We start from the raw sequence: 6,577 nt of genomic DNA, 5'->3' as shown, positions 1-6,577 counted from the left end.
AGAGCGCCTGCATGGCATGCAGGAGGTCAGGAGTTCAATTCTCCTTAGCTCCACAGTGAAGAAGCGGGCCACCCGGATCGGGTGGCCCGCTTCTCGTTGTGCCCGATTCTCGCCGACCCCGCTTGCCGGTCTCCCTGCTTCTAGGTGCCTGCTTCTCGGTGTTCCCGCTTCTCGTGCGCCCGGCTCTCCGGACCGCTTCCCGTTCGTGGGGTCGCACCGCCACCGTGCCGGCGGGTGGAACGGCCGAGCGTCGGCAGGGGCCGCTGCGGTACCCTGACGCCATGCGTGCCGTACGCCTTCTGCTTACCGAGCCGCGCTGATCAGTACCGACCCCTTCGAGACGGTCGGCCTCGGCGCGGCGCCCCCTCCTGTGCGAGGGGTTTTTTCGTTTGGGCAGGCAGAGACGGCAGAGACGATCGATGGAGCTTCAGAAATCATGAGCGAGACGAACACCCCGGCCCCCGAGGCGGCCGAGGCGCACCGTTACACGGCTGCCATGGCCGCCGACATCGAGGCACGCTGGCAGGACGTATGGGACGCGCAGGGCACGTACGAGGCCCCGAACCCGTCCGGTGACCTGGCCGGGGACCCCGCGGTGGTCGCACGGCCCAAGAAGTTCATCATGGACATGTTCCCGTACCCGTCCGGCGCGGGGCTGCACGTCGGCCACCCGCTCGGGTACATCGCCACCGACGTCTACGCCCGCCACCAGCGGATGACCGGCCACAACGTCCTGCACACCCTGGGCTTCGACGCCTTCGGCCTGCCGGCCGAGCAGTACGCCGTACAGACCGGCACGCACCCGCGGGTGTCGACCGAGGCCAACATCGAGAACATGAAGGTCCAGCTGCGCCGGCTGGGTCTGGGTCACGACAGGCGGCGGTCGTTCGCCACGATCGACCCGGACTACTACAAGTGGACCCAGTGGATCTTCCTGCAGATCTACAACTCCTGGTACGACGCCGACGCGAAGAAGGCCCGGCCGATCACCGAGCTGGTCGCCGCCTTCGAGGACGGCTCGCGTGAGGTTCCCGGCGGCCGCGCCTGGGCCGCGCTGGCCGAGGGCGAGCGGGCCGACGTACTGAACGAGTACCGGCTGGCGTACTCCTCGGACGCGCCCGTCAACTGGTGCCCCGGGCTGGGCACCGTACTGGCCAACGAGGAGGTCACCGCGGACGGCCGGTCCGAGCGCGGCAACTTCCCGGTCTTCAAGTCCAAGCTGAGCCAGTGGAACATGCGGATCACCGCGTACGCCGACCGGCTGCTGGACGACCTGGACGCGCTGGACTGGCCCGAGGCCATCAAGCTGCAGCAGCGCAACTGGATCGGCCGCAGCGAGGGCGCGCGCGTCGACTTCGCGCTGGGCGACGAGGCGATCACCGTCTTCACGACGCGTCCCGACACGCTGTTCGGCGCCACCTACATGGTGCTGGCGCCCGAGCACCCGCTGGTCGAGAAGTTCATCCCGGCCGCCTGGCCCGAGGGCACCCACGACGTGTGGACCGGCGGGCACGCCACGCCGGCGGAGGCCGTCACCGCCTACCGCAAGCAGGCCGCCTCGAAGTCCGACGTCGAGCGCCAGGCCGAGGCCAAGGACAAGACCGGTGTCTTCACCGGCGAGTACGCGATCAACCCGGTCAGCGGCGCCAAGGTCCCGGTCTTCATCGCCGACTACGTGCTGATGGGCTACGGCACCGGCGCGATCATGGCCGTTCCGGCCCACGACAGCCGCGACTTCGAGTTCGCGCGCGCCTTCGAGCTGCCGATGCGCTGCGTCGTGCAGCCGTCGGACGGCCGCGGAACCGACCCGTCCGAGTGGGACGACGCCTTCGTCTCGTACGACGCGAAGCTGGTCGACTCGACCGGTGAGGGCATCTCGCTGGACGGTCTGGGGGTCGTCGAGGCGAAGGCCGCGATCACCGACTGGCTGACCGAGCGCGGCATCGGCGAGGGCACCGTCAACTTCCGTCTGCGCGACTGGCTGTTCAGCCGCCAGCGCTACTGGGGCGAGCCCTTCCCGATCGTCTACGACGAGGACGGCGTCGCGCACTCGCTGCCCGCGTCGATGCTGCCGCTGGAGCTGCCGGAGGTCGAGGACTACTCGCCGCGCACCTTCGAACCGGACGACGCGACCTCGAAGCCGGAGACCCCGCTGTCGCGCAACGAGGCGTGGGTCAACGTGGAGCTGGACCTGGGCGACGGCCGCGGCGTGCGCTCGTACCGCCGCGAGACCAACACCATGCCGAACTGGGCCGGTTCCTGCTGGTACGAGCTGCGCTACCTGGACCCGAACAACGCGTCGGCCCTGGTGGACCCGGAGATCGAGCAGTACTGGATGGGGCCGCGCGAGGGCCAGCCGCACGGCGGTGTCGACCTGTACGTGGGCGGCGCCGAGCACGCGGTGCTGCACCTGCTGTACGCGCGCTTCTGGTCCAAGGTGCTGTTCGACCTGGGGCACGTGTCGTCGGCGGAGCCGTTCCACAAGCTGTTCAACCAGGGCATGATCCAGGCGTACGCCTACACCGACGAGCGCGGTGTGTACGTCCCGGCGGCCGAGGTCGAGGAGCGCGACGGGGCGTACTTCTACGACGGCAAGCAGGTCAAGCGCGAGCACGGCAAGATGGGCAAGTCCCTGAAGAACGCCGTCACCCCGGACGAGATCTGCGAGGAGTACGGCGCTGACACGCTGCGCCTGTACGAGATGGCGATGGGTCCGCTGGACGTCTCCCGTCCGTGGGACACGCGGGCCGTGGTCGGCCAGTACCGCCTGCTGCAGCGGCTGTGGCGCAACATCGTCGACGAGGAGACGGGCGCCGTCACCGTCGTCGACGGAGAGCCGGGCGAAGACACGCTGCGCGCGCTGCACAAGGCGATCGACGGGGCCGGCGCGGATCTGGCCGGGCTGCGGTTCAACACCGCCATCGCCAAGATCACCGAGCTGAACAACGCCCTGACGAAGGCGGGCCGCCCGCTGGAGCGCTCGGTCGCCGAGCGCCTGGTGCTGCTGGTCGCGCCACTGGCCCCGCACATCGCGGAGGAGCTGTGGCACCGCCTGGGCCACAGCGACTCGGTGGTCCACCAGGACTTCCCGGTCGCCGACCCGGCGTACGTCGTGGACGAGAGCGTGACGTGCGTGGTGCAGGTCAAGGGCAAGGTCAAGGCGCGGCTGGAGGTGTCGCCGACGATCTCGGAGGCGGAGCTGGAGCAGCTGGCGGTGACCGATGAGGGTGTCGTGGCGGCGCTGGGCGGCGCGGAGATCCGCAAGGTGATCGTGCGCGCTCCGAAGCTGGTGAACATCGTCATCTGAGATCGCGCCCCCGGCATGGGGGAGATCCCGTACGGGCAGGTTGGGGGTTCGATTGGAACCCCTGGCCTGCCCGTGGCGTTTACGGTGGAGGGGACGGAAAAACAGCTCGCGGGGACTGGGGAAGGGACATTCATGGAGGAGGCGCTGATCATCTTCGCGCTGATGGTTCTTTTCGCCTTCCTCGGCTTGGGCGTGTACGCGACCGTCAAGGTGGTGAAGGCGACCAAGCGCGGGGTGGACCGGACGATCACGCAGGCGCGGCGGACGGTGGAGGACACCACCCTGCGGGCCAAGAGCTTCGGGCAGGTCGGGGTCCCGGGTGCGCTGGCGCAGCTGCGGCTCGACCTGCGGACGTCCATGCGGTCCACGCAGCAGGCGCTGCACGACGGGGTCCGGGTGGACGCCTCGCTGAGGGAGTCGATCGCGCTGTTCGAGCGCCTGAGCGCGCACGGACACGAGCTGGACGACGAGCTCAGGCGGCTGGAGCAGGATCCGGACCGCAAGCGGATCGCGGACATCCTGCCCGACCTGCGCGAGCGGGTGGCCAAGATCACGCAGGCGTCGGATTCGCTGCGCTGGGCAGCGCGCGACCGCGCGCGGCGCTTCGCGGAGGACGACCTGTCCGCCCTGTCGGCCCAGATCGAGGTCGAGTCCGACGCGCTGCGGGACTGGTCGCGGGAGTCGGTGGACGAACTGGCGGCGGCGGCCGCGGCGTGGGACGCGGCACAGACGCAGGCCCGGACACAGACCCAGGGCCCGGGGAATGCTGGGGAAAACGCCCCGGGGCAGGCTTCGGGGCAGGCGTCCGCCGAGGGCGGACGGGGCGCGGACCGGCAGCAGCCGGCTTTGAACCCGGCCGCCCCGGCGCCCCAGTATCCGTGGCAGAAGACGCGCCGGCCGGAGAACACGACCTGAGGAGAGGGGCCGGGGCGCGGTGGGCGTCCCGGCGCCCTCTGCGAGCGCCCTGCGAGCCCTGTGAGCGCTCTTTGCGGGGTGAGGCGCTCCGGGGGCGGTCCGAGGCCGCAGGTGCGGCGTCGGGGCAGGTGAGGGGCGCCCGACCACGCCTCGGCGCGGCGGCTGACAGGATGATCGTGCCGTAGGCTCTGGCCGCTGTCGGCGACCGGGCGTCGGTCCGGATGGGGCCCAGGCTGCCGTCCTGCCCCCACGGGCGGTAACCTCCGGCTCATGTCCCGCCATGTCGCCATCGTCACCGATTCCACGGCCTACCTGCCCCAACCGGCCATGGCGCGGCACGGAATCACCTCCGTCCCGCTAACCGTGGTGCTCGGAGGCGAGGCGCTCGAAGAAGGCACCGAGATCTCGGCGCGCAGCCTGGCCCTTGCCCTGCAGAAGCGCCGCTCGGTCACCACCTCGCGCCCCAGCCCGGAGGAGTTCGTCCGGGCCTACCGCGCGGCCGCGGACGCCGGGGCGACCGGCATCGTGAGCCTGCACCTGTCCGCCGAGTTCTCCGGCACCTACGACGCCGCCGTGGTCGCCGCCAGGACCGCGCCCGTGCCCGTACGTGTCGTGGACACCGGCATGGTCGCGATGGCCCTCGGCTTCTGTGCCCTCGTGGCCGCCGAGGTGGCCGAGGCGGGAGGTTCCGTGGACGAGGCGGTGGCGGCCGCGGAGAAGCGGGCGGCGGACATGTCCGCGTACTTCTACGTCGACACCCTCGACTACCTTCGCCGCGGCGGCCGGATCGGGGCCGCGCAGGCCCTCCTCGGCTCGGCCCTGGCGGTGAAGCCCCTGCTGACGCTGGACGGCGGGCGGATCGAGATGCTGGAGAAGGTGCGCACGGCTTCCAAGGCCATCGCCCGCCTGGAGGAGCTGGCCGTCGAGCGCGCCGGGTCCGCCGCGGTCGACGTGGCAGTGCATCACCTGGCCGCTCCGGAACGGGCCGAGAAGCTCGCCCAGCGGCTGCGCGAGCGCATCCCCGGCCTGGTCGAGCTGCACGTCAGCGAGGTCGGCGCGGTGATCGGCGCGCACACCGGGCCGGGGCTGCTGGCGGCGGTCGTCTCTCCCCGCTGATCACCGGAACGAGTGGCGCGGTTATCCACAACGGGGTTGTCATCCACCGGAATTGAAGGCTCCGAACGGTGTGCGGGGGCGGCCCCTACGGTCGTGGCATGACTCTTCGCACGCGTACCTCGCATCCGTCGGGCGCCACCAGCGGCCCGGGCCGTCCCCGTCTCTCCGACAGCCGTCTGCGCCACCGCCGTGCCCGCCGGGCCGCCGCTCGTGCTCATCCGGATCCGGATCCGGGCGCACTGCGCCGCCGGGCCGAAGCCCTGCTGGGCGGCAGCAGCCCGCCGCCGGAGCCTGCACGGCCGGAGGCGGACCCGCATACCGCCGCTGCAGGGGACGCCCGGAGTCGGTCCGAGGGGGGCGCCTATACCCGGACCGAGGCGGATCCTCGGACCCGGTCCGACGAGGACGTCCGTACTCGGCCCGCGGGCGATCGCCGGACCCGGCCCGGCGGGGACGTCCGGGCCCCGTCCGAAGGGGGTCCGCGGACCCTTCCTGACGGGGATGCCCGGGCCCCGTCCGAGGGGGATCCCCGGACCAGGCCTGAGGCGGATGGCCGGACCTCGCGCGATGAGGGTGGCGGGCTGCCCTCCGGGGCCGTGCGGAGACTGGCCGTGCGGGAGCGGCTGCCGGTGTGGTTGCAGGCCCGCTGTGGGGTCGAGCCGCGCACGGTCGTCGCCGTAGGGGTGGTGCTGGTCGTCGCCGTCGGATTCGCGGGGCAGCAGTACTGGTCCGCAAGGCCGCGGGCGGTGACTGTGCCCGCGGTGGTCGCCCCGGGAGCAGTGCCGGCCGCGGCGCCGTCGGGGGCGCAGGCCACGGGAGGGGGCGCCGGCGGCGCCACGCGGATCGTCGTCGACATCAGCGGCAAGGTCCGGGATCCCGGGGTGCGGCGGCTGCCCGCCGGTTCGCGGGTGGAGGACGCGCTGGCCGCCGCCGGGGGAGTGCGCCCGGGCACGGACACCAGCGGGCTCAACCGGGCCCGCGTGCTGGTCGACGGCGAACAGGTACTGGTCGGCGCCCCGGCGCAGCCGCCCCCGGGCGGCGCCGTCGGAGCCCCGGCCCCCGGCCCGCTCAGCCTGGGCTCGGCCACCGTCGCGCAGCTGGACGGTCTGCCCGGAGTCGGGCCGGTGCTGGCGCAGCACATCGTCGACTTCCGCACTGCCCGTGGCGGGTTTCGTTCCGTCGAGGAGCTGCGCCAGGTCAACGGCATCGGGGATCCGAGATAGCAGGAGTAACCTAAAG

4 protein-coding genes are annotated in these 6,577 nt (G+C 71.9%); all 4 read left to right on the top strand.

Annotated features, from left to right (window positions below; all coding sequences use genetic code 11):
• The first annotated feature begins 436 nt into the window (after positions 1–436).
• The 4 genes from leuS to ACWGIF_RS31895 all read left to right on the top strand — a co-directional run bounded on the left by leuS (position 437) and on the right by ACWGIF_RS31895 (position 6,561).
• Positions 437–3,307, top strand: a complete 2,871-nt coding sequence (leuS, locus tag ACWGIF_RS31910; RefSeq protein WP_453502695.1) for a leucine--tRNA ligase — start codon at positions 437–439, stop codon at positions 3,305–3,307.
• Between the two features lie 132 nt (positions 3,308–3,439).
• The gene (locus ACWGIF_RS31905; RefSeq protein WP_453502694.1) at positions 3,440–4,222 is read left to right on the top strand and encodes a hypothetical protein; all 783 of its coding nucleotides are present in this window, start codon (positions 3,440–3,442) and stop codon (positions 4,220–4,222) included.
• A 270-nt stretch (positions 4,223–4,492) separates the two neighbouring features.
• Entirely contained in the window at positions 4,493–5,338 is an 846-nt protein-coding gene (locus ACWGIF_RS31900) for a DegV family protein (protein ID WP_453502692.1), read from the top strand.
• Positions 5,339–5,934: 596 nt separating this feature from the next.
• The gene (locus ACWGIF_RS31895; RefSeq protein ID WP_453502691.1) at positions 5,935–6,561 is read left to right on the top strand and encodes a helix-hairpin-helix domain-containing protein; all 627 of its coding nucleotides are present in this window, start codon (positions 5,935–5,937) and stop codon (positions 6,559–6,561) included.
• Positions 6,562–6,577: the final 16 nt, after the last annotated feature.

The sequence above is a fragment of the Streptomyces sp. NPDC054849 genome (assembly GCF_053610945.1).
The sequence above is the reverse complement of the archived record's forward strand: the minus strand, read 5'-3'. Positions and strand labels throughout refer to the sequence as shown.

Excerpts from the sequence above, each read along its gene's own strand:
- leuS (WP_453502695.1), top strand. The coding sequence starts at position 437 with ATGAGCGAGACGAACACCCCGGCCCCCGAGGCGGCCGAGGCGCACCGT.
- ACWGIF_RS31905 (WP_453502694.1), top strand. The coding sequence starts at position 3,440 with ATGGAGGAGGCGCTGATCATCTTCGCGCTGATGGTTCTTTTCGCCTTC.
- ACWGIF_RS31900 (WP_453502692.1), top strand. The coding sequence starts at position 4,493 with ATGTCCCGCCATGTCGCCATCGTCACCGATTCCACGGCCTACCTGCCC.